This window comes from Bradyrhizobium sp. AUGA SZCCT0160 (genome assembly GCF_018130105.1).
Lineage (GTDB): Bacteria > Pseudomonadota > Alphaproteobacteria > Rhizobiales > Xanthobacteraceae > Bradyrhizobium.
Genome location: NZ_JAFCMD010000027.1, coordinates 55,892 through 75,909, shown reverse-complemented (window position 1 = coordinate 75,909; position 20,018 = coordinate 55,892). Strand labels below are relative to the sequence as shown.

The window sequence follows — 20,018 nt, the reverse complement described above, 5'->3', positions numbered from 1 at the left end:
TGCGGACGCTGTTCGTTCTCCGAGAACAAAAGCGGAGCCGGCAGGCTAGCCATTGATCGCCTGGCGGGTGACGGCCGGAACGAACCTTTCTCCGCCGGGTTCTTTCCACAAAGGAGAGGAGCCATGACGGAGATCATCAAAGGCGTCAGCCCCATTACCCTTATCAACGTCTTCACCGTTGCCCCGGAAAAGGCCGACGAACTCGTCAAATTGCTCGACGAGGCTACTGACAAGGTCATGAAGCATCAGCCGGGATGCTGCCAACATTCACCGCGGCCTTAGCGGCAAACACGTCGCGAATTACGCTCAATGGCGATCGAAGGAGGATTTCGAAGCCATGCAGCGCAATCCCGAATGCAAAGAGCACATGATGGCGGCAGGTAAGCTCGCGGAAAAATTCGAGCCCGAACTCTATGCGGTGGCCAGCGTCCACGTAAGACGCGCGGGGTGACGGCTACACAAGCGAAAGCCCCGCTCGGGGGAAGCAGGGCTTTCTGATGGGGATGAGTGTCTGGGGGACTACTCATCCATAAGTCACCGCACCGCGCAATTGGTTCAAACCGATTTTCGCGCGCTGCTGATCCGGAGTACTTGCCAAATTGTTCTTGTTATGTTCTATTCAAGCCATTCCCTGGAGGTTGATTCATGGACATCGAGAAACAACGCGAAATCATCAGGCTCTGGAACCGCATGCGCCGGGTCGAAGGCCCGATCGCCGAGGAAATCCGCATTCAGATCCTCGAATATTTTGTACAGCAGGACCGTCCGAAACGCGCGGCCTGATGAGGTTTGCTCGCGCGCGTCGCCACGGCGTTAAGGCGCTGGTGTCGAGAGCGTGATCTCGCACAGATATTTGCGCGGGGCGGACGCAGTATCCCAGCACAGAGCGCCGGTCGACAATCGCCATCGCTCCCCCGGCGGCAGGCACGTCGCCGGCAGCGCGAGGGACCAGGTTCACTTCCGATGGGCTAGACCTTGACGTCGACCAATGGGGCTGGCTCGGCCTGGGCGTGTTGTTCGATCTGTGCTTGCTGGGCCTGCGCCTTGGCGTCGTAGACGGCCTTCAGGTCTTCGTTGATCGTATTCGGCGGCGCCTTGGCGGTTTGGTCGACAAGGAGCTGGATTCTGGCCTGCGTCACTTCAACAGGTACGGGATAAACAAGCATGAGATTATCCTCCTGACCAAAAGCTGTCAGGCGTTCGTTTACACTTTGTAAAGAGATTGGGTTAACGGCGAATTGGGTTAATTGCCGAGTAGATCGGTACCGGGCAGGGACCGGCGAGACGTGCAGGGGATGCCGAGATGATTTTGGTGACAGGGAGTATTCTGGCGCGTGAGGACCGTTTTGAGGAGGTGCTGGCCGCCTGCCTTGACCATGTCGAGCGCTCCCGCACGGAGCCCGGCTGCATCTCGCACGACGTGCATGTCGACTGCCAGAATCCAATGCGCCTGTTTTTCTTCGAGCAATGGGCGGACGAGGCAGCGCTGCGCACCCATTTCGCCGTTGAAGGCTCGAAAGCGTTCGTCAGATCGCTCAAGGGCCGGATCGTCGAAACCACCGGGACCAGGATCTATCGCGCGGAATCAATTCCGCGATAGCCGCGCTGCAAGCCGTGTCGCGCAACGCGCCACGCGTCTTGTCGCCTGCGAGTCTTAGAGGGTCTTGTCCAGCCGTTCGGCGTAGAGCCGGAATTTCTCGGCCATCTCGAAGAGCTTCTTCGAGGCCTCGGGATCCCTGACGGCGCGGGCCAATCGCTTGGCTCGGATGGACTGGTCTCGGTAATGATCTGCCTGGGTCATGTCAGCACCTTTTCGGATAGGTACAAATCGGACCAAGAAGGTTCGATCACGACGGATGCGAACAGCCGATAGCGTCCGAAGCGCTCCGATCAGGCCGGCCTGGCGGCAGGCGGCGCGTGGGCCACGATGCGGTTTGCCATCGGCGAGCGCTCGCGAAGTAACCCGATCTTAAGCGGCGGCCGGTCCGGAAAGCGCGCCCCCTGTTCGTTCTTCGAAGAACAAAAGGAGTCTTGCTTCGATGTTTCGGATTCCCTGGCGCAGCGCTTCGCGTGTCGCCCCAGCCTCTGGTCCGATCCATTTGATCGTGTTGCACTAGTCCGTGCTGTGCCGATGCGTATGTCGCTCGAAGGGAAAGCTCGATGCGTCCGGCCGCCGGGGGTGTGGACGGGTGCGCAGCAAGCATTGGGCGCAACGCCGGAAAACCCATTTTGCGCCCTGTGATTTACCTGTGGATTTGCTGCGGACAAGTGCGTGCGTACAGGATCGGGTGGGGTGCGCGCCAACCGGCGAGGTCAACGATCCCTTTCCGAACCGCCAATAACCCTATTCAGTTAGGTTAAGACCGGGATTGCGTTGTGCTTATCAGAGGTTGCGCTAGGGATGGCTGGAGGAAACAGCCATGGTCCCTTCGTTTCATAACGCCGACAAGCCGACGCACCGACGCGTGATGGTGGTCGGGCTGCTGTTTTGCCTGGCCTTCGTCGGCATCAGTTTTTCACTGCGGTCGCAACCGGAAACCGGACATGTGCTGGTCAAAGCTGACAGGCTGGTCCGGACGGCGGGCGAGCCGCACAAGGCGAACTAGGATTCCCTAGCGGTCCGGCAATTTTTCGCCGCGCGGCTTGTGATATTTAGCGATGCCGATAAAGCCGGCAAACGCGATCACGTTCAGCAGAACTTCCAGCCATGGGGGCATCGTTGCACCTCTTTCGGGAACAAATTCCCGGGGCGGCAATCGGTTCCTTCGTGCCTCGATGGGCGTGGATATTTTGCGGGCAGGGCCCTCCGCGAAATGAAAAACCCCGCCAGCCTCCGAAGACGCTGACGGGGTGTTTCATGCTTTCACCTCTGGCAAGGTTGCTGCACTTGGCCTGAGAACGCGCATCCGCAGGGTTCGTTCCCGGCGCTCCGAAAATTTTTTGGAAGAAATGGCGGGCCGGTTCCGCCTGGTGGCGGACTTACAAAAAAGCCCGGAGCATCACCCCAGGGCTTTTGCTGATCGGACTTTGGCGCTAGCGCCAGAACGATGGGCGGTTAAATCCGCTCCAGGCTTTGCCGAGCGTGGTTGCGTAATATTCCTCGCGCTCGCGTTCGAATTTTTCCTGGGTGGCCTTGAAGCTCGCGACCCGTGCTGCGATTTCTTCGCGCGCACGCGCGAGCCTGTCGTCCTGTTCGTTCATTGCCCATCCTTTTTGGAGTCGTGTTTTTGAGTCGTCCCGGTTGCCATTGACGGTTGCGATTGGGGCGTGAATTGGGAAGCCACGTTGCGAGATTGTGGTCGTCTGTTTGCGAAGCGAAGGCGGTGGATAAGGCCCGCGCGCCGCTTGTTGCGTGCGCACCTTCCCGGTAGCGACGAGCAAATCGGAGGTTCCCATGGCAAAGATCGATCTGGATTCACTGAGCATCGAAGAACTCGCAGCACTGCGCGAGCACGCCACCGACAAGCTGTTCGAGAAGGTCGCCGCACGCCGCGCCGAGCTCGATGCGGAACTGGAAAAACTCGCGCAATACGGCAAGCCTGCGAAGAAAACGGAGAGCGCGCCCGTCGCCAAGGTCAAGAAGACCGAAGAAGTGCGGGAACCCAAGGAACCCGTCGCCAAAGCCGCTTGATGATGCCTGCTTGATGGCGCGGCTGATGTTCGGTTGTGCGGGGGCTGACCGAACAGCCGATCCGATTGGCCGCGCTACCGTCGGCGCGGCCAATTTTGTTTGACGTGTTTTCCGTTGCGGGGCAGGCTTCCGCCTGGAATTGAAAATCGGATGTTGACGTGATCGCACCAGACCTTCGCAGCGGCGTCGAACAGCTCGGCAACATGATCGCCGAGGCATCGTCCATCGTTCCCTTTACCGGCGCCGGCATCTCGACCGAATGCGGCATTCCCGATTTCCGCTCGCCTGGCGGATTGTGGACTCGCAATCGTCCGATTCCGTTCGACGAGTTCGTCGCCAGTTCCGACGCCCGTGACGAGGCCTGGCGGCGGCGCTTTGCGATGGAGCCGACCTTTGCCGCGGCGAAGCCCGGCCGTGGACACCGGGCGCTGGCCTCGCTCTACAAGGCCGGCAAAATCCCCGCGATCATCACCCAGAACATCGACAATCTGCACCAGACGTCCGGTTTCAAGGCCGACGACGTGGTCGAACTGCACGGCAACACCACCTATGCCCGCTGCATCGGCTGCGGGCAGGCCTACGATCTGCCCTGGGTCAAGGCGCGCTTTGGCGAGACCGGCGGCGCGCCCGATTGCACGGTTTGCGACGAACCGGTCAAGACCGCGACCATTTCGTTTGGACAGGCAATGCCGGAAGACGCGATGCGCCGCGCCACGGAACTGGCCCAGCATTGCGACCTGTTCCTCGCCATCGGATCCTCGCTAGTCGTTTGGCCGGCCGCAGGTTTTCCGCTGATGGCCAAGAACTGCGGCGCCAAGCTCGTCATCATCAATAACGAGCCGACGGAACAGGACGATGTCGCCGATCTCGTGATCCGGCACGACATCGGAGAGACGCTTGGACCGTTTGTAGGCAATTGAACTGCAATTGATTCGAGGCTTGCAAGCCTGTTCATAGTTCCCGCCTGAATTGTTTTTTTAGCTATGCGCCGCATGCGGGAGTGTTATCTTTTGATTCGAGAGATTCGCGCGGCGTTATCATGAGTGGTCATGGATGGGCGCGTGTTCCGGTCCGCTACGGCGATAGCGGACCGCATTTGAATGTGTGAGGTCCGGGGTCATGGGGTCGGACGGATTTGAGTCCAAGAAGCTCGGGGGGCCGCCGTCAGGCGGGACAGGGCAGAACAGGCTTGGACCAGGTGAATATTCTGCCGGCGCCGAGCGCGATCCGGGGATGGATGCTCTTTCTGGTCTCGGCGAAACTGCTGCGAACCTGGTCGAAATATCCGGCGTCATCAAATGGTTCGACGCCTCGAAAGGCTACGGCTTCATCGTTCCCGACAATGGCTGGCCCGACGTGCTGCTGCACGTCACGGTGCTGCGCCGCGATGGCTATCAGACCGCGTATGAAGGTGCGCGGCTTGTGGTCGAATGCGTGCAACGCGCCAAGGGCTATCAGGCCTTCCGCATCGTCTCGATGGACGAGTCCACTGCGATCCATCCGGCGCAGATGCTGCCGCCGCGAACCCATGTCAGCGTTACGCCGACCTCAGGTCTGGAGCGCGCACAGGTCAAATGGTTCAACCGGCTGCGCGGTTTCGGCTTCCTGACCTGCGGCGAAGGGACACCCGACATCTTCGTGCATATGGAAACGCTGCGCCGCTTCGGCATGACCGAGCTGCGGCCTGGCCAGTACGTGCTGGTGCGGTTCGGGCCCGGCTCCAAGGGCATGATGGCCGCGGAGATCCACCCCGAGACCGGGCCGTCGGCGCTGTCGTCGCACTAACTGCCCCGCTGTCTCGCCTGCCTACCTGACGGAATCGTGAGCCGGTCGGTGCCCGCGCGTGCGCCGGCCTCTGGCCTTTGCCGCAATCATCGGGTTAGGATTTCCTGGCAATAGCCTAAATCCCCCTGGATCATGTCCGGCGTGAGTGTTGTGATGAATTTGGTTTCGATGGTTGCGCCCGTCTTGCGCGGGCGGCTGACGGCGTCGCTGCTCGCAGCGCTGGGCCTGCTCGTTAGCCTCGGCGCAAGCCCAGCCGCGCAGGCCGCCAGCATTCAGCCGCTCGAGATCGTCACCAAATCCGGCGTGCAGGTGTTCTCGGTCGAGATGGCGACGACCGAAGAGGAGAAGACCACGGGGCTGATGCACCGCAAGGAATTGCCCGACGGCAAAGGCATGCTGTTCGATTTCTCGCCCGAACAGCAGATATCGATGTGGATGAAGAACACCTACATCTCGCTCGACATGATCTTCATCCGCGCCGACGGCCGCATCCTGCGGATCGCGGAGAATACCGAGCCGATGTCGACCAAGATCATCTCGTCGGGCGGGCTCGCCAAGGGCGTGCTGGAGGTGATTGCCGGCACGGCGCAGAAATACGGCATCAGGCCCGGCGACCGGGTGGCCCACCCCCTGTTCAACGGCCGATAGGGCATAGGGCCGCCAGCGCGTTGCTGCGCCCGTTCGGCGCGCCATGGGCGGTCCGCTGCAGGGCCTGGACACAAAATATCAAAAACAACCCCATGCAAAGTTAGGACGGGCCCCCCGGCCAGAGCCGACGCCAGGCCGCCCAGCGCCTTGCTGGCGGGCCCCCAAGCGTGTATCGACGTGTCCATTCCCAGCACCAATCGGGGTATAGCGCAGCCTGGTAGCGCGGCAGTTTTGGGTACTGCAGGTCGTTGGTTCGAATCCAGCTGCCCCGACCAATAATCGTTTGAATTTACTGGTTATTTTTTGATTGGTGCAAGCGCCCGCGTTCCTTTAGACGGATATCAGCGCTGCGCGGCCTGCCACGCCAGCAGGCGGTGTTCGGCCATCGACATCGCCACCGACGTTACGTAGCCGGTCACGCCGAGCAGGATGACGCCGGCGAACAGATCGGCCGAGCGGAAGGCTCTGGCCGAGAGCAGCACCCAATGGCCGAGACCGTCGAGGCCGGCGAGGATTTCGCAGACCACGGAGAGGATCAGCGCCACGGTGAGGCTTAGGCGCATGCCGGCCAGAATGTCGGGACTGGCGGACGGCAGCGCGATCTTGAAGATGACCGCCAGCCGCGACATCTGCAGCGAGCGCGCCACCTCGTAGAGGCGAGGTTCGACCGCCGCAAAGCCATGAATGGTCGCCAGCATGATGGGCCAGATGGCACCAAAGGCGATCACGAACAGCGCCATGGCCTGGGTCAGCCCCAGCATCGCAATCGCGACCGGGATGATGGCCGATACCGGCAACGGCCGCAGAAATTCCAGCGACGGCGCCACATAGGTCCGCATTATCCGCGACGAGCCGATGATCGCGCCGATCGCGATGCCGGCGATCGATGCGGCGAGCCAGCCATAGGCCATGTGCTCGAGCGTACCTGCGAGCTTGCTCCCGAGATCGCCGTTGGAAAATCCACGCACCAGCGAGGCCCAGGCCCGGTCCGGACCCGGCAGGAACACCGGCGAGACCAGCTTCAGATTGGCGATCAATTGCCACAGCGCAATGAAGGAGGCGGCGACCGCAAAGCTTGCGGCGCGCCAGAGCCAGAGGCTCGCGTTGCGGTTCATGCGCTGTCTCCGCTCAACGCGGCGCGGCCGAACAGGCGGTGCTGCGCCACCACCAGCAGGATATTCAGCGCGTAACCGATGGCGCCGATCCAGACCAGATAGGCCAGCATCAGGTCGGGCCGCAGCGCCTGCTGCGCCAGCATGATCCCGGCGCCCAGCCCCAGCGGATTGATCGCGATTTCGACCGTGACGGCGACGATCAGTGCGATACCGGCCGACAGCCGGAACGCCACGAAGATCCGCGGCAGCGCGGCGGGGATGATGATCTTCCAGACCCGCTGCGGCGCGGGCAGCCGCAGCGCCCGCGATACTTCCATCAGCCGCGGTTCGATACTGCGTACCGCCGCCCGGCTCAGGATCAGGATCGGCCAGACGCAGGCGAACGCCACGATCACGATTTCCATGCGATAGCCGAACCCGAGCGCAATCAGCGCGATCGGCAGCAAGGCGATCGACGGGATCGGCCTGACAGCCTCGACCGTCACTTCCATCAGGCGGTTGAGCGTGTCTGAAATCCCGAAGGCAATGCCGAGCGCCAGCCCGATGACGGTGCCGATCGCGAGGCCCGCAAAGGCTGAGAACAGCGTGTCACGCGTTGCTGTGAGGATGGAGAAGTCTGCAAAGGCGCCGGCGAGCGCCATGATGATTTCGCTTGGTGGCGCCAGGCTGTCGCTTTGCAGATGCGTCGCGCGCGCCCAGGCCTCGAAGGCGAGCAGCACCGCCATCGGCAGTATCAGCGCCTTGACTTTATCCTTGGCCTTATCCGTCGTCACTGTTCGGTCGCCTTGATGAAGTCGAACAGCTGCCGCCGCAGCCGCAGAAATTCCGGGTGTTCGCGGGTCGAAAGCTGATCGCGCGGCCGCGGCAGATTGACCGCAAGCTCAATGCCGATCCTTCCGGGATGCGGCAACAGGCCGATGACGCGGTCGCCGAGATAGATGGCTTCGTCCAGATCATGCGTCACGAAGATCACGGTTGCGCCGCTTGCAGCCACCAGCGCCAGCACCTCGTCCTGCAAGCCCTGCCGTGTCATCGCATCAAGCGCGCCGAATGGTTCGTCCATCAGCAGCGTCTTCGGCTCCTGCGCGAGGCAGCGCGCGATCTGCAGCCGCTGCTGCATGCCGCCGGACATTTCGGCGGGATATTTTCCGGCATGGCCGGGCAGGCCCACCGTGCGCAGCAATTCCTCGATGCGGGCAGGGCGCTCGGCGGCGGGCATCCCGCCCGCTTCGAGCGCCAGCGACACATTGCCGGCCGCGGTGCGCCACGGCAGCAGCGCCTTGCCGTAATCCTGGAAGACGATGGCGATCTCGCGCCGCGGATGCAGCATCAGCTGGCCGTCGAAATCCACCCTGCCGCTGGTCGGCTGGTAGAGCCCCGCCGCCAGCCGCAGCGCGGTGGTCTTGCCGCAACCGGACGCACCGACGACGCAGAGGAATTCGCCGGGCCGGACGCCAAGGCTCAAATTCTCGATGATGGTCTTGCCGCCGAGCTGGAGCGTAACGTCCGTGAACGCGATCTGCGGTCTCGGTTGGCCGGGAATGACTTCGAAGCGTTTTGCGGCGTTTGCCATGGCGTCAGCTCTCGCTTCCATTGGGGTAGACGATGTCGATCGTCGAACGCAGATGCGCCTCCAGCATCGCCTGCGCGCCGGCGATATCGCGGGAAAGAACGCGGTCGGCGAGCAATTGGTGGACGCGTACGAACTTCTTGCCGCTGTCGAGGGAGCGCATCATCACGCGGCGGTAGCGGTAGGCCTGGTCGTAGAGATCGGAATGCGCGGCCAGCAGCCGCCTGGAGCCGCAGCCGGTCAGAAGCGCGGTGTGGAAACCCTTGTGCAGCCGGTCGAAGTCCTCGGCGCCTTCGCGGAATTCATCGCCGGTCCGCTCGATGTGCCGGCGCATTTGGTGCAGCGTGCTGACAATGCCGGCCTCCCAGGCATCGTCGCCATGGGTGATCGCCAGCTTGATCGCCTCGATCTCGACCGCGGTCCGCATCACGGTGATATCGTGCAGGTCTTCGCGGCTGACGTCGGCAACACGAAAGCCGCGCTGTCCGGTTCCGACGATCAGCCCGCGCGACATCAGCCGCGACAAACCTTCGCGCAGCGGCGTCGCGCCGATCTCATAGCGCTGAACCAGATCGACGATCCCAAGCCGCGATCCCGGCGCGAGATGCCCGGCCAGTATGTCGTGCTCGACCAGCGTGGCTGCGCGCTCGCTTAAAGTTGCGGCCTCAGTCGCGGGTTGGCTCGAATTGCGCTCGGTAGTCGACATTGCAACAGCCTCACTTCAGAACCAGTTTGGCGGTATCGAGCCTGGATTGCAGCATTTTCTGCGACGACATTACCTCGATCCACCAGCTCAACTGCTCGGGCTTGAGCACCGGCTCGGATTGGTTCGGGGGCGTCGCCTTGACCAATTCGATCGGCTGCTTGGTGAATTTGGCAATCGACGCGGAGGCCTTTTCGCGATCGCCATTGACGATCAGCGCGGATTCAGCGATCGCATCGCGAAATTTCTTGATCGCGACGGCGTTCTTGTCGGCCCATTCGCGGGATGCCGCGTAGAAAATGATCGGCTCGGTGCGCGCGAGTTCGACCGCATAACGCGCGCCGACCGAGCCCAATCCTGCGTTGAGCATACGCGTCACGAACGGCTCGGCGGTCAGCACGGCATCGACGCCGCCTGATTTGATGATGTCGGACATGGTCGGGAAGGTGACCTCGACGAAATTGACGCGTCTGGGATCGACACCTTTGTCCACCAGCCACTTTACGAACAGCACATGCAGGAAGGCGTTGAGGCCGGGCGCGCCGACTTTCTTGCCGACGAAATCCTTTGGCTCCTTGATGGTGATGCCGTTGCGGACGAAGGCGGCGATGCTGTCCTGGTTCACCGGGCTCATCACGCTCGCGCCGGCAATGGCGACGAGGTCGAGGCCGCCGTCAACGGCCTGCAGGAACACGGTCGAGGTTGGTCCACCGATCTGAATCGAGTTGGAAAGGATCGCGGCGGGGATGTTCGAATTGATGCCGATCGGCGTCATCTCGACATCGAGCCCGTGCTTTTTGAAGATGCTTTCGTCGATCGCCACCATGGCGGAGGCGCAATCCGACGTCGCCGTGCAACCGACCTGAATCTTGGCCTGCGCGACGGCAGCTCCCGTCAGCGCCAGGCTGACCGCAAAGGTTGCAAGGATCGTTTTCACGGTCATCTCCCTGGTTTACATTTTTGGTGCTTGATTATCGATATTTTTTTTGATCATATATTTCATCCAAAAGCAAGAGGGCGGCAAACAATGAAACTCGCAACATTCAAATCCGGCGGTCAGGAAAAGGTCGGGATCGTGCATTCCGGCGACGGCAAACTGTTCGATCTGGCCGCGGCCGCCGGCCGGAACGGCGCCGCCAATCCGGCCTTCGTTTCCATGCTTGCCCTGATTGATGCCGGCGAAGGCGCGCTCGAACAGGCGTCGGCCGTGTTCGACAAGCACGGCAAGGACGAAACCCTGTCGGTATCCGCAGCAACGGCCGATATCCTCGCCCCGATCCCGGAGCCGCGGCAGATGCGGGACGGCATGTCGTTTCCGCTGCACATTCTCCAGGCCCCGCGCGGCCAGCTCAAGCTCGCCGCACGCGCCAGGAACGACATGGCGGAACTGGCGCGGATCGAGGCCGAGCCGCTCGGCGAATTGCCGGAGGTCTATCGCAAGCAGCCGATCTATTACATTACCAACCGCTTCAGCGTCCGCGGCACCAACACCACCGTAAAGTGGCCGCGCTACAGTCAGGTGATGGATTATGAATGCGAATTCGGCATCATCACCAAGAACAAGGGTGCCAACATTTCCGCCGCGAAAGCCAAGGATCACATCTTCGGTTTTACGATCTTCAACGATTTTTCTGCGCGCGACGCCCAGCGTATCGAAATGGAGGGGCGGCTCGGCCCCGCAAAAGGCAAGAGTTTCGATGGCGGCAATGTAATGGGACCGTGGATCATCACGCCCGACGAGCTCGGTGATCCCTACAAATTGAAGATGGAAGTGCGCGTCAACGGCAAGATGCGCTCGCAAGGGGTTTCCGATGGAATGCTGTTTTCATTCGAGGAGATTATCGCCCATGTCACCAGGGACGAGACGCTGATGCCCGGCGAATTCATCGGCTCCGGAACGGTCGGCAATGGCTGCGGACTGGAACTCGGCTGGTATCTCGAACACGGCGACAGCATCGAGCTTGAAGTCGAAAAGATCGGTATCCTGAAGAACCGGGTCGAACGGCAATAGGCTGCCGCGACCACGCCACCACAACAAGAACCAAAAACATTCAGCGAGGAAACGCCAATGGCGCGCAAGTTGATCGATATCTCCGTTCCCCTGCAAAACGATGTACCCGCCGATCCGCCAGGCGGTCATCCGACCATCCAGTACATCGACCACCAGCAGGGCCTGCCGCGCATGCTGCAGTTCTTTGACGGGCTGAAGGCCGAAGATCTGCCGGACGGGCAGGGCTGGGCGGTCGAGCAGGTGCAGCTCTCGACCCACAACGGCACGCACCTGGATGCGCCCTGGCACTTCCATCCCACCATGAACCGGGGTGAGCGATCCTGGACCATCGACGAGGTGCCGCTGGAATGGTGCCTACAGCCGGGGGTGAAGCTCGACTTCCGGCATTTTGCCGACGGCTATGTGGCGACCGCCAAGGACGTGGAGAACGAGCTCAAGCGTATCGGTCATACCCTGTCGCCGCTGGAAATCGTGGTGGTCAACACCAGCGCCGGCGTCAAATACGGCCGGCAGGATTACGTCACCTCGGGCTGCGGCATGGGCTATGAGGCGACCATGTATCTTCTGGAGCGCGGCGTGCGGCTGACCGGCATCGACGGCTGGAGCTGGGATGCGCCGTTCGTCTACACCGCAAAGAAATATGCCGAGACCAAGGACGCCAGCCTGATCTGGGAAGGCCACAAGGCCGGCCGTCACATCGGCTATTGCCACATCGAGAAGTTGCACAACCTCGAGCAACTGCCATCAACCGGGTTCACGGTGTCCTGCTTCCCGGTGAAGATCGAACGCGCTTCGGCGGGCTGGACCCGGGCCGTCGCTATTCTCGACGGATAGATCCGTCGCTAGCGAGAAACGCCGAGAGGAATTTCAGGATGGAATTGCGCCGAGCTTGTTGGCAGATGCTTCTGCGGGAGTGAGTCCGTTTCGTCGATCAGCCCGATGCCGCCGCGGCTTCATCCTGACGGCGCGCTGACACTGACAACAGCGATCGCGCGCCGCAACGCGACAGCGCGCATGTCGATTGAGCGCAGCCCGCTCAGTGGAAGTGTCAAATTAGCGGCAAAGAAAAAGGCGCGCCGGTTGTCCGGCACACCTGATTATTGTTTAGACCGTGCGTAAATTTTCGCCGATCAATCCGATATCAGTAATACCTGCAGACGCGAACGCCGTACGCATTCCACCAGCAGCGGGGTCCGCCGCGAACCACGGGAACACCGTAGAAGCCATAGCCCCGGCCCCGGCCATAATAACCACGGCCGCGACCCCAGCCGCCGCCGCGATAGAAACCACGACCGCCACCGCGACCCCACCCGCCGCCACGGCCTCGTCCACCGCGGGCTTCCGCCGGCGACGTCGTTGCACCTACCAGAATGGCAGACGTGCTGGCGACGTAGACGAACAACAAGGCGAGCGCTGCAAGACAACGCGTCAGGATATTGTAGCGTTTAGCCATTCTAGAATCTCCCGGTCACTTTCTAAACCACCTGGACTTCCGCATTATCAAACTTAGACGCTCGAAAATGCCTTTGGTTCAGATGAGCTAAGATAATATCTTTACTAAGGTTCTTTCGGCAATTCGGGACTTTATTAAGACGGAAAGATAAGGTCAAGTTACACTCCGGCTTGCGACGAATTCTCGCGTTGCGCCGTTCATCTTCGTTCATCTTCGTTCATCTTTCTGTCCGACGATTGTGCACTGCAGAATTACCGAAACGAAAATTCGGCAAGACAAACCAGCCGAACACCAGGCAAAAAAACAGGCAAGAAAAATCAGGCAAGCCCAAGCCAGCAACTTGACGTCGACACGATCTCGCGCACGACGGTCCCCCCGCCTTAAAGAGTATCCATGCCCAAACAGCACACCTACGTTCTCGGCCTGAACACCTACGACCATGACGTGAGCGCCTGCCTGCTACGCGACGGCGCCATCGCATTCGCGATCGCCAAGGAGCGGATCACGCGGGTCAAGCACGCGTCCGGCTTCTACAAGGAGGTGATCGATTATTGCCTCGAGGCAGAAGGCATCACGCTGGATGACATCGATCTGATCGTTCGCAATTGCTACATCATGCCGGTAGGGGAAATGGAAGAACGGCTGGTCTATTTTGACGCGCCGGGCTTCCTTCCCGAATTTGAACGGGACGACGCGGCCAAGCACCCGTTGTATTTGTCGCACTCGGAGAAGGTGGTAACGATCTCCCACCATCTGGCGCACGCCTACAGCGCGTTCGCGGTATCGCCGTTCGAGGAAGGCGTGGTGATGATCGTCGATGGCGTCGGCAGCTATCAGTCCGACGTCATGGAGTCCTATCCCTCGGGCGACACCGCAACGCCGCTCGCGCGCGAATCCGAGAGCTATTACAAGTTCAAGGGATCGACGATCGAATGCCTGAAGAAGGTTTTCATGGAGCCGGACCGCGGCTTCCTGAGCGATGAATTCTACAACATGCCGGGGATGGGCGCGCTCTACAGCCGGGCGTCGACCTACATTTTCGGCGACTGGAATAAATGCGGCGAGCTGATGGGGCTCGCACCCTATGGCCGCCACAACGCGGTCGCGAGCCTGATGGGGCTGAAAGACGGCACGCTGCAGGTGCCGCACTGGACCACCGATCTCAAGCAGCCCTACATCCAGGACGGCAGCAACTGGGAAAAGAGCCCGGCGATGCGGCACTGGGAGGATCTGGCCTGGCGGGTGCAGGACGACACCGAGAACGTGCTGCTCGCCCGCGCGCGCTGGCTGCGCGAAACCACCGGGGCCAAGAACCTGACGATGGCCGGTGGTGTCGCCCTGAACTGTGTGGCCAATGGCCGGCTCGCCCGTGAAGCCGGTTTCGACAATATCTGGATCCAGCCGGCGACCGGCGATGACGGCATTGCGATCGGCTGCGCCTATTACGGCTGGCTCGAGATCCTGAAGCAGCGCCGCAACTTTGTCATGGAGCATTCCTATATCGGCAAGCCCTATAGCGATGCGGATGTCGCGGCTGCGCTGCAGCGGTTTCTGGTGCGTATCCAGATCGACGCGAGACGCAGCGACAATGTTTGCCGCGATACTGCGAAGCTGCTCGCCGATCAGCGCGTGATCGGCTGGTTTCAGGGCGGCTCGGAGTTCGGACCGCGGGCGCTCGGCAACCGCAGCCTGCTCGGCGATCCCCGCAAGCCCGAGATGAAGGACATCCTGAACAGCCGCGTCAAGCACCGGCAGGCGTTCCGCCCGTTCGCGCCGATCGTATTGGCCGAGCGGATGAAGGATATTTTCGAGGGCGACGCGGATTCGCCGTTCATGCTGCTTGCGAAGCCGGTGCGCCCTGAGTGGCGCGACAAGTTACCGGCGATCGTGCATGTCGACGGTACGGCGCGCGTCCAGACCGTGCGCGAAGCGACCAATCCGAAGCTGTACCAGTTGTTGAAGGAGTTCGATGCGTTGACCGGCGTTCCCGTGCTGATCAACACGTCATACAACATCAAGGGCGAGCCGATCGTCGAGACGCCGCGCGATGCCGTGGCCTGCTTCCTGACCACGGGGGTCGACCATCTGATCATGCACGACACGGTGGTATCGAAGACCGCCATGCACAAGATCGTCGGACCGCTGGTCGATACCTACGACGACGTGAGAAACCTGGTGTCAGCGACCGCCCGGTCGGCCTGAAGGTGGCCGTTCTGGAAGTTGAGGGACACCGATCAAGCCGCTTCGATCAAGCGGCCGCTTTCGGCGCCGGCTTGGGCAACGGCTTGTCCTGCCGTTTCGACCAGGAAATATAGTAGGCGACGATCGTCATGATCGCGATGCCGGTCACGCTGACGAAGATCTGCGCGAACAGCGAGCCGGAGCTCAGCGACAGCTGGAAGTGCCCGACGAACGACAGGAACACGCCGACGCAGAATACCGCGAGCGATTGCTGGCCGCAGACCACCAGCGGATCGAATATTCTCCATTCCAGCGCCGGCCAATCCTTCGGGATGAACCGGATCACCATGATCACGATCACCACGAAATGGATGAAGCGGTAGGGCGCCAAATTGGTCTTGTCGTTCGGATTGAACATCGAATAGAGCCAATGCGGGAACATGTTTCCGAAATCCGGAAACCTGCCGGCCATCGTCATGACCAGCGCCAACAGCAGATAGGCGATACAGAAATACAGCGTCAGCGGGTGATTGATCACCGCCGCCGACCGCCGGGCGCCGCCGAGCGCGCACCAGGAGCCGAACACGAACAGCACCTGCCAGGCGAACGGGTTGAAGTACCAGGTTCCGGTCGGGTAGGCCGCCAGGTTCCAGCCGGTTTGCCGCGACACCAGCCACAGCACGATTGCGGCGACCATGGTCCAGTTGGGCTGGCGCAGCATCATCCACAGCACCGGCGGGAACAGTCCCATCAGCACGATGTAGAGCGGCAGCACGTCGAGGTTCACCGGCTTGAACTTCAGGAACAGGCCCTGGCGCAACGTTTCGGTCGCGTTGTCGACCAGGCCGACGACGTTGAACTCGTTGACGAGCTCGGAATCGCCAAACCGCAGCGCGAGGTAGCTGATCGAGGCGATATAGATCACGAACAGGATGATGTGGGCGACGTAGAGCTGCCAGACGCGCTTGGTCAGCCGCGTGGCGCCGACGATGAAGCCGCGGTCGAGCATCATCCGGGCATAGACGAAGGAGGCGGTATATCCGGAAATGAAAACGAACAGGTCGGCCGCGTCGCTGAAGCCGTAGTTGCGGGTCGTGATCCAGTTCACCACGTTGTCCGGGATGTGATCCAGATAGATCGCCCAGTTCGCAACCCCGCGAAACAGGTCGAGCCGGAGGTCGCGTCCTTTTTCGGGCAGGGTGGCGTTGATTTTCATTGGAGCCGCTTCGATGTGATGCTGTCGGGACGATCGCGCCGCCGGACCAAGCCTTGAATCAGGCCTCGAACCATACGCGGGCCGCAGGGCGAACGAAGATTGTCACAGTGCAGCATAATGACTATACCGGTCCGGAATGGTACATCCGGGGTTAAATCCCTGAAAGGTGTCTCTATACTATCCCGGCCGTCTGCGCCAAACGTCTCCAAGTCTCGTGTCTTTAAGTCGCACATCTCTGAAGGTTCGACCATCCATGACCGCACGCATTTTTAAGCCCGCCAAAAACGCGATGCAATCGGGCAGGGCCAAGACCCGGGAATGGCAGCTCGACTACGAGCCCGAGCAGCCCCGGGCGATCGAACCGTTGATGGGCTGGACCTCATCCGGCGACATGAAGCAGCAGCTCACGCTCCACTTCGACACCAAGGAAGACGCGGTGGCCTATTGCGAACGCAAGGGCATTCCCTACCAGGTGATCGAGCCCAAGGACTCCGCGCACCGCCAAGTCGCCTATGCCGACAATTTCGCGTTCCGGCGCGGCGAGCCCTGGACCCACTAAGTCCTGAACTAAGCGCTGAACCCATTGAAGCGCTAGGGATCGGTTCGGGGCGTCGGGTCCCCCGGGATCGGCAAGGGCGCATCCTTCGCGACGCCAAGGACCGGCAAGCTTCTGATAGTCCGGACCTCGGGCATGGCGGCGAACTGCCGAAGCTGCTGATGCATCCCCTCGACATCGGGCGCGACGCATTTGAGTAAAAAGTCCGCTTCTCCCGAGATGCGCCAGCTTTGCAGAACCAGCGGCAGGACCGCGATCGAGGCTTCGAACGCTTCCAGCGTCGCCTTGGCCTGGCTCGCCAGCTGGATCGATACGAACGACACGACCTCGTAGCCGAGCACCTTCTCGTCGATCGTGGCGCGGATCGCCTTGATCACGCCGCGGCTGCGCAGGGACCGCACCCGCCGCAGGCAAGGCGGCAGGGAGAGGCCGACACGACTGGCCAGTTCGTTGATCCGGATGCGTCCATCCTTCTGAAGCTCGGACAATATCTTCCGGTCGATGTCGTCGAGCTTGTGATTGGCTGTCATGGCTGCTCGTCCGCGCTCAGGAGTCCGCCGCTGCTAGACAGCTGCAACCCGCCGTGGCTTGCGGATGCTGCGGGCAGGGGCGTTCGCGGCCTGCGGCGACACGCCCGACAGCACCAGTTTCTCATGGGCGGCGATGATCGCGTCCCTGGTCAGGCGTCCGCCCGGCCGGTACCAGGTGCAGAGGCCGGTCAGGAGCGCCAGGATCGCAAACGTCGCTACCTTGACATCGACGACTTCGAAGACGCCTTCGGAAACGCCCTCCGAGAGGATACGCGCCAGCCGCGCCTCATAGGCGCTGCGCAGCGCCACGATCGCCTCATAGTTCTTCGGCTCCAGGCTGCGCAGTTCGGAATTGGCGATGAAGACCTCGCGCTTGCGGCTCATGTGGTAGGTGACGTGGAATGCGACGAAGGCGCGGAGCTTTTCCTCCGGACCTTGCTTACCTTCCAGCGCGAGATCGAGCTGACGAATGAGCTCGTTGACGTGGTCCTGCACCAGTTCGAACAGCAGTTCCTGCTTGGTGCTGATATGATTGTACAGCGATCCCACCTGGATCCCGACCTCGGCGGCGAGGTCGCGCAGGCTCATCGCCGAATAGCCCTGTTCGAAGATCAGGCGTAGCCCGGCCTTGCGGATCGCTTCCAGCGTCTTCGGGCCATAGGAGCCGATCGTACGTGCCATCTGGTCCTCGGGGTGGTGGATTGAAATGCTTATAAAGATACAAACGACCGTATGTTTATTGCATGAGATGTGAGGAATTTCAACGGCATAACATGCCATTTTGGCAAAACTCAAAAATCATGACCATCCTCTTGCAGCTCTATTAAAAAAACGTATGATCGTTTTTAATTCGGAGGAGGCGTGATCGTGCAAGCGGGCCCGCAATCCCGGCTGCCGGGACACTTCGCCGCAAAGATGGTACAGCCTGTCGCGCCGTTTCGCGAGAGGTCTTGTCCCGTCAGTCCTAGAGGCCACGCACCAACCGCCCGTCACCCAAAGAAACGATAGGCCATGTCGCTTCATTCAACGATCGATCCCACATCCGCCGATTTTGCCCGCAACGCCGAAGTGATGCGCGGCCTCGTCGCCGACCTCAGAGAAAAACTCAAGGTGGTTGCCGGCGGCGGCGGTAAAACCTCACGCGCACGGCATACCTCGCGCGGCAAAATGCTGGCGCGCCAGCGCGTCGACCTGCTGATCGATCCCGGCACCGCATTCCTCGAATTGTCGCCGCTGGCTGCCCACGGTCTCTACGGCGGCGACGTCCATTCCGCCAGCGTCATTACCGGGGTAGGGCGCATCTCGGGCCGCGAATGCGTCATCGTCGCCAACGACGCCACCATCAAGGGCGGCACCTACTATCCGATGACCGTGAAGAAGCATCTGCGCGCGCAGGACATCGCGCGGCAGAACAATCTGCCTTGCGTCTACATGGTCGATTCCGGCGGCGCGTTCCTGCCGCTGCAGGACGAGATCTTTCCCGACGAGCGGCATTTCGGCCGCATCTTCTACAACCAGGCGCAGATGTCGGCAGCTGGCATTCCGCAGATCGCCATTGTGATGGGCTCCTGCACGGCGGGCGGCGCCTATGTGCCCGCGATGTCGGACGAGAGCATCATCGTGCGCAACCAGGGCACGATCTTTCTCGGCGGACCGCCGCTGGTGAAGGCCGCGACCGGCGAGGTGGTCACGGCCGAAGAACTCGGCGGCGCCGACGTGCACTCGCGGCAGTCCGGCGTCACCGACCATTACGCGCAGAACGACGCCCATGCGATCGGGATCGCGCGGCGCATCGTGGCTACGCTGAAGCCGCCGACGCGCGCCGCGCTCAACATGCGCGAGCCGCGCGAGCCGCTGTTCCCGGCGGAAGAAATATACGGCGTGGTTTCCGCCGACGGCCGCAAGCCGTTCGACGTTCATGACATCATCGCGCGGATCGTCGATGGTTCCGAATTCGACGAGTTCAAGAAGCTTTACGGTACGACCTTGATCTGCGGCTTTGCCCATATCTGGGGCTATCCGGTCGGCATCATCGCCAATAACGGCATCCTGTTCAGCGAGAGCTCGCTGAAGGGCGCGCACTTCATCGAATTGTGCTGCCAGCGCAATATCCCGCTGGTGTTCCTGCAGAACATCACCGGCTTCATGGTCGGCAAGAAATACGAGGCCGGCGGCATCGCGCGCGACGGCGCCAAGCTGGTGACGGCGGTGGCGACCGCCGGGGTGCCGAAATTCACCGTCGTGATCGGCGGCTCCTATGGCGCCGGCAATTACGGCATGTCGGGCCGCGCCTACAGCCCGCGCTTCCTCTGGATGTGGCCGAACGCCCGCATCTCGGTGATGGGCGGCGAACAGGCGTCGATGGTTCTGGCCCAGGTGCGGCGCGACGGTATCGAGGCCAAGGGCGACACCTGGTCGGCCGAAGAGGACGAGAAGTTTCGTGCGCCTATTCGTGCCCAGTATGAGAGCCAGGGCAGTCCCTATTATGCCACCGCGCGGCTATGGGATGATGGGGTGATTGATCCCGCCGATACGCGGCTGGTGCTCGGCCTTGGATTGTCCGCGGCTGCCAACGCGCCGATCGAACCGACGAAGTTCGGCCTGTTCAGGATGTGATGC

Annotated in this window: 25 protein-coding genes and 1 tRNA gene; 14 read left to right on the top strand and 12 right to left on the bottom strand. The window is 61.5% G+C overall.

The genetic code is table 11. The features are described from left to right. The first annotated feature begins 123 nt into the window (after positions 1-123). Both JQ558_RS32170 and JQ558_RS32165 read left to right on the top strand, forming a co-directional pair. Complete coding sequence (locus JQ558_RS32170; RefSeq protein ID WP_212273763.1) at positions 124-282, top strand: antibiotic biosynthesis monooxygenase; 159 nt, start codon at positions 124-126, stop codon at positions 280-282. 363 nt (positions 283-645) lie between these two features. Further along, positions 646-783 carry a hypothetical protein gene (locus JQ558_RS32165; RefSeq protein WP_212273764.1) on the top strand — a complete coding sequence of 46 codons (138 nt, stop codon included), beginning with the start codon at positions 646-648 and terminating at the stop codon, positions 781-783. Between the two features lie 185 nt (positions 784-968). Here JQ558_RS32165 and JQ558_RS32160 read toward each other — a convergent pair whose 3' ends face one another. Further along, the gene (locus JQ558_RS32160; protein WP_212273765.1) at positions 969-1,166 is read right to left on the bottom strand and encodes a hypothetical protein; all 198 of its coding nucleotides are present in this window, start codon (positions 1,164-1,166) and stop codon (positions 969-971) included. 137 nt (positions 1,167-1,303) lie between these two features. On the opposite strand from JQ558_RS32160, the gene JQ558_RS32155 reads away from it, so the two are divergent. Then, a complete protein-coding gene (locus JQ558_RS32155) occupies positions 1,304-1,600 on the top strand; it encodes a putative quinol monooxygenase (RefSeq protein WP_212273766.1) in 297 nt (98 codons plus the stop codon). A 54-nt stretch (positions 1,601-1,654) separates the two neighbouring features. On the opposite strand, the gene JQ558_RS32150 is transcribed toward JQ558_RS32155, so the two are convergent. Further along, a complete protein-coding gene (locus tag JQ558_RS32150) occupies positions 1,655-1,801 on the bottom strand; it encodes a hypothetical protein (protein WP_212273767.1) in 147 nt (48 codons plus the stop codon). A 619-nt stretch (positions 1,802-2,420) separates the two neighbouring features. Here JQ558_RS32150 and JQ558_RS32145 point away from each other — a divergent pair. Next, positions 2,421-2,606, top strand: coding sequence for a hypothetical protein (locus JQ558_RS32145; RefSeq protein ID WP_212209536.1), 186 nt, complete (start codon positions 2,421-2,423; stop codon positions 2,604-2,606). Between the two features lie 427 nt (positions 2,607-3,033). On the opposite strand, the gene JQ558_RS32140 is transcribed toward JQ558_RS32145, so the two are convergent. Then, positions 3,034-3,201, bottom strand: a complete 168-nt coding sequence (locus tag JQ558_RS32140) for a hypothetical protein (protein ID WP_212209434.1) — start codon at positions 3,199-3,201, stop codon at positions 3,034-3,036. 193 nt (positions 3,202-3,394) lie between these two features. Here JQ558_RS32140 and JQ558_RS32135 point away from each other — a divergent pair, with 193 nt between their 5' ends. The 5 genes from JQ558_RS32135 (at position 3,395) to JQ558_RS32115 (ending at position 6,339) form a co-directional block, all read left to right on the top strand. Beyond that, the gene (locus JQ558_RS32135) at positions 3,395-3,631 is read left to right on the top strand and encodes a hypothetical protein (RefSeq protein WP_212209435.1); all 237 of its coding nucleotides are present in this window, start codon (positions 3,395-3,397) and stop codon (positions 3,629-3,631) included. Positions 3,632-3,789: 158 nt separating this feature from the next. Then, positions 3,790-4,551 (top strand): Sir2 family NAD-dependent protein deacetylase, encoded by a 762-nt coding sequence (locus JQ558_RS32130; protein WP_212296288.1) that lies wholly within the window; start codon positions 3,790-3,792, stop codon positions 4,549-4,551. Between the two features lie 199 nt (positions 4,552-4,750). Beyond that, entirely contained in the window at positions 4,751-5,416 is a 666-nt protein-coding gene (locus tag JQ558_RS32125) for a cold-shock protein (RefSeq protein ID WP_212209437.1), read from the top strand. Between the two features lie 153 nt (positions 5,417-5,569). Beyond that, positions 5,570-6,064, top strand: coding sequence for a DUF192 domain-containing protein (locus tag JQ558_RS32120; RefSeq protein WP_212209438.1), 495 nt, complete (start codon positions 5,570-5,572; stop codon positions 6,062-6,064). Positions 6,065-6,262: 198 nt separating this feature from the next. Continuing rightward, a tRNA-Pro gene (locus JQ558_RS32115) sits at positions 6,263-6,339 on the top strand. 66 nt (positions 6,340-6,405) lie between these two features. On the opposite strand, the gene JQ558_RS32110 is transcribed toward JQ558_RS32115, so the two are convergent. From JQ558_RS32110 to JQ558_RS32090, 5 genes are read right to left on the bottom strand one after another with little or no spacing between them, the layout of a single operon-like run. Further along, the gene (locus tag JQ558_RS32110; RefSeq protein WP_212296287.1) at positions 6,406-7,179 is read right to left on the bottom strand and encodes an ABC transporter permease; all 774 of its coding nucleotides are present in this window, start codon (positions 7,177-7,179) and stop codon (positions 6,406-6,408) included. After that, positions 7,176-7,904 carry an ABC transporter permease gene (locus tag JQ558_RS32105; protein ID WP_212296305.1) on the bottom strand — a complete coding sequence of 243 codons (729 nt, stop codon included), beginning with the start codon at positions 7,902-7,904 and terminating at the stop codon, positions 7,176-7,178. Before JQ558_RS32105 ends, JQ558_RS32110 begins: the two co-directional genes overlap by 4 nt. 44 nt (positions 7,905-7,948) lie before the next feature. Further along, positions 7,949-8,752, bottom strand: a complete 804-nt coding sequence (locus JQ558_RS32100) for an ABC transporter ATP-binding protein (protein ID WP_212296286.1) — start codon at positions 8,750-8,752, stop codon at positions 7,949-7,951. 4 nt (positions 8,753-8,756) lie between these two features. Further along, a complete protein-coding gene (locus JQ558_RS32095) occupies positions 8,757-9,455 on the bottom strand; it encodes a GntR family transcriptional regulator (RefSeq protein WP_212209442.1) in 699 nt (232 codons plus the stop codon). A 10-nt stretch (positions 9,456-9,465) separates the two neighbouring features. Next, positions 9,466-10,380 (bottom strand): ABC transporter substrate-binding protein, encoded by a 915-nt coding sequence (locus JQ558_RS32090; protein WP_312015055.1) that lies wholly within the window; start codon positions 10,378-10,380, stop codon positions 9,466-9,468. Between the two features lie 99 nt (positions 10,381-10,479). Between JQ558_RS32090 and JQ558_RS32085 the strand changes: the two genes are divergently transcribed. Together JQ558_RS32085 and JQ558_RS32080 are read left to right on the top strand one after the other, a co-directional pair. Continuing rightward, a complete protein-coding gene (locus tag JQ558_RS32085) occupies positions 10,480-11,463 on the top strand; it encodes a fumarylacetoacetate hydrolase family protein (protein WP_212296284.1) in 984 nt (327 codons plus the stop codon). A 57-nt stretch (positions 11,464-11,520) separates the two neighbouring features. After that, complete coding sequence (locus tag JQ558_RS32080; RefSeq protein WP_212273772.1) at positions 11,521-12,297, top strand: cyclase family protein; 777 nt, start codon at positions 11,521-11,523, stop codon at positions 12,295-12,297. A gap of 307 nt (positions 12,298-12,604) precedes the next feature. Here JQ558_RS32080 and JQ558_RS32075 read toward each other — a convergent pair whose 3' ends face one another. Beyond that, positions 12,605-12,916 carry a hypothetical protein gene (locus tag JQ558_RS32075; RefSeq protein WP_212209446.1) on the bottom strand — a complete coding sequence of 104 codons (312 nt, stop codon included), beginning with the start codon at positions 12,914-12,916 and terminating at the stop codon, positions 12,605-12,607. Positions 12,917-13,309: 393 nt separating this feature from the next. On the opposite strand from JQ558_RS32075, the gene JQ558_RS32070 reads away from it, so the two are divergent. Next, complete coding sequence (locus JQ558_RS32070; protein ID WP_212296283.1) at positions 13,310-15,118, top strand: carbamoyltransferase C-terminal domain-containing protein; 1,809 nt, start codon at positions 13,310-13,312, stop codon at positions 15,116-15,118. A 46-nt stretch (positions 15,119-15,164) separates the two neighbouring features. Here the strand turns inward: JQ558_RS32070 and JQ558_RS32065 are convergent, their stop codons facing one another. After that, entirely contained in the window at positions 15,165-16,313 is a 1,149-nt protein-coding gene (locus tag JQ558_RS32065) for an OpgC domain-containing protein (protein WP_212209448.1), read from the bottom strand. A 253-nt stretch (positions 16,314-16,566) separates the two neighbouring features. On the opposite strand from JQ558_RS32065, the gene JQ558_RS32060 reads away from it, so the two are divergent. Then, complete coding sequence (locus tag JQ558_RS32060; RefSeq protein WP_212209449.1) at positions 16,567-16,872, top strand: ETC complex I subunit; 306 nt, start codon at positions 16,567-16,569, stop codon at positions 16,870-16,872. A 32-nt stretch (positions 16,873-16,904) separates the two neighbouring features. Here JQ558_RS32060 and JQ558_RS32055 read toward each other — a convergent pair whose 3' ends face one another. Both JQ558_RS32055 and JQ558_RS32050 read right to left on the bottom strand, forming a co-directional pair. Then, positions 16,905-17,399 (bottom strand): Lrp/AsnC family transcriptional regulator, encoded by a 495-nt coding sequence (locus JQ558_RS32055; RefSeq protein WP_212296282.1) that lies wholly within the window; start codon positions 17,397-17,399, stop codon positions 16,905-16,907. 33 nt (positions 17,400-17,432) lie between these two features. Next, positions 17,433-18,080: a TetR/AcrR family transcriptional regulator gene (locus JQ558_RS32050; RefSeq protein WP_212296281.1), complete on the bottom strand. Its 648-nt coding sequence runs from the start codon at positions 18,078-18,080 to the stop codon at positions 17,433-17,435. Between the two features lie 330 nt (positions 18,081-18,410). Between JQ558_RS32050 and JQ558_RS32045 the strand changes: the two genes are divergently transcribed. Then, positions 18,411-20,015 carry a carboxyl transferase domain-containing protein gene (locus JQ558_RS32045; protein ID WP_212273775.1) on the top strand — a complete coding sequence of 535 codons (1,605 nt, stop codon included), beginning with the start codon at positions 18,411-18,413 and terminating at the stop codon, positions 20,013-20,015. Positions 20,016-20,018: the final 3 nt, after the last annotated feature.

What these genes read in the sequence shown, in the direction of transcription:
- JQ558_RS32170 (WP_212273763.1), top strand. Translation starts at nt 124, where the DNA reads ATGACGGAGATCATCAAAGGCGTCAGCCCCATTACCCTTATCAACGTC.
- JQ558_RS32165 (WP_212273764.1), top strand. Translation starts at nt 646, where the DNA reads ATGGACATCGAGAAACAACGCGAAATCATCAGGCTCTGGAACCGCATG.
- JQ558_RS32160 (WP_212273765.1), bottom strand. Translation starts at nt 1,166, where the DNA reads ATGCTTGTTTATCCCGTACCTGTTGAAGTGACGCAGGCCAGAATCCAG.
- JQ558_RS32155 (WP_212273766.1), top strand. Translation starts at nt 1,304, where the DNA reads ATGATTTTGGTGACAGGGAGTATTCTGGCGCGTGAGGACCGTTTTGAG.
- JQ558_RS32150 (WP_212273767.1), bottom strand. Translation starts at nt 1,801, where the DNA reads ATGACCCAGGCAGATCATTACCGAGACCAGTCCATCCGAGCCAAGCGA.
- JQ558_RS32145 (WP_212209536.1), top strand. Translation starts at nt 2,421, where the DNA reads ATGGTCCCTTCGTTTCATAACGCCGACAAGCCGACGCACCGACGCGTG.
- JQ558_RS32140 (WP_212209434.1), bottom strand. Translation starts at nt 3,201, where the DNA reads ATGAACGAACAGGACGACAGGCTCGCGCGTGCGCGCGAAGAAATCGCA.
- JQ558_RS32135 (WP_212209435.1), top strand. Translation starts at nt 3,395, where the DNA reads ATGGCAAAGATCGATCTGGATTCACTGAGCATCGAAGAACTCGCAGCA.
- JQ558_RS32125 (WP_212209437.1), top strand. Translation starts at nt 4,751, where the DNA reads ATGGGGTCGGACGGATTTGAGTCCAAGAAGCTCGGGGGGCCGCCGTCA.
- JQ558_RS32120 (WP_212209438.1), top strand. Translation starts at nt 5,570, where the DNA reads ATGAATTTGGTTTCGATGGTTGCGCCCGTCTTGCGCGGGCGGCTGACG.
- JQ558_RS32110 (WP_212296287.1), bottom strand. Translation starts at nt 7,179, where the DNA reads ATGAACCGCAACGCGAGCCTCTGGCTCTGGCGCGCCGCAAGCTTTGCG.
- JQ558_RS32105 (WP_212296305.1), bottom strand. Translation starts at nt 7,904, where the DNA reads ATGGCGGTGCTGCTCGCCTTCGAGGCCTGGGCGCGCGCGACGCATCTG.
- JQ558_RS32100 (WP_212296286.1), bottom strand. Translation starts at nt 8,752, where the DNA reads ATGGCAAACGCCGCAAAACGCTTCGAAGTCATTCCCGGCCAACCGAGA.
- JQ558_RS32095 (WP_212209442.1), bottom strand. Translation starts at nt 9,455, where the DNA reads ATGTCGACTACCGAGCGCAATTCGAGCCAACCCGCGACTGAGGCCGCA.
- JQ558_RS32085 (WP_212296284.1), top strand. Translation starts at nt 10,480, where the DNA reads ATGAAACTCGCAACATTCAAATCCGGCGGTCAGGAAAAGGTCGGGATC.
- JQ558_RS32080 (WP_212273772.1), top strand. Translation starts at nt 11,521, where the DNA reads ATGGCGCGCAAGTTGATCGATATCTCCGTTCCCCTGCAAAACGATGTA.
- JQ558_RS32075 (WP_212209446.1), bottom strand. Translation starts at nt 12,916, where the DNA reads ATGGCTAAACGCTACAATATCCTGACGCGTTGTCTTGCAGCGCTCGCC.
- JQ558_RS32070 (WP_212296283.1), top strand. Translation starts at nt 13,310, where the DNA reads ATGCCCAAACAGCACACCTACGTTCTCGGCCTGAACACCTACGACCAT.
- JQ558_RS32065 (WP_212209448.1), bottom strand. Translation starts at nt 16,313, where the DNA reads ATGAAAATCAACGCCACCCTGCCCGAAAAAGGACGCGACCTCCGGCTC.
- JQ558_RS32060 (WP_212209449.1), top strand. Translation starts at nt 16,567, where the DNA reads ATGACCGCACGCATTTTTAAGCCCGCCAAAAACGCGATGCAATCGGGC.
- JQ558_RS32055 (WP_212296282.1), bottom strand. Translation starts at nt 17,399, where the DNA reads ATGACAGCCAATCACAAGCTCGACGACATCGACCGGAAGATATTGTCC.
- JQ558_RS32050 (WP_212296281.1), bottom strand. Translation starts at nt 18,080, where the DNA reads ATGGCACGTACGATCGGCTCCTATGGCCCGAAGACGCTGGAAGCGATC.
- JQ558_RS32045 (WP_212273775.1), top strand. Translation starts at nt 18,411, where the DNA reads ATGTCGCTTCATTCAACGATCGATCCCACATCCGCCGATTTTGCCCGC.